At 36.0% G+C, this 253-nt stretch carries 1 protein-coding gene; it reads left to right on the plus strand.

Annotated elements, in window-relative coordinates:
• Nucleotides 1-253 (plus strand): hypothetical protein (locus ACVA53_RS25130; RefSeq protein ID WP_446506639.1); only part of this gene is annotated, 253 nt, incomplete at both ends.

Raw genomic sequence — 253 nt, forward strand, 5'->3', positions numbered from 1 at the left:
TGTATCTCTCCATTTCTACCCGTAAAGGCTACACTGCTGGAGTTCATCCGTTTGATAATGGTTTTTGGAAGGATGAATCTTACAAAGATAATATCAATTTAAAAGCATCCTATCCGACTGCATTTAAACTCTTTTCAAAACCAGAAGGTTTTGCTTATAAAGTGATCAATTCTGAGAATGGTGCCATTACGAATGGGAAAGAACTGATAGATCTAGAAACAGAATTTCTTACATTAGGTTCCTCTGTGTACGA

It is taken from the genome of Photobacterium sp. DNB23_23_1, assembly GCF_052873815.1.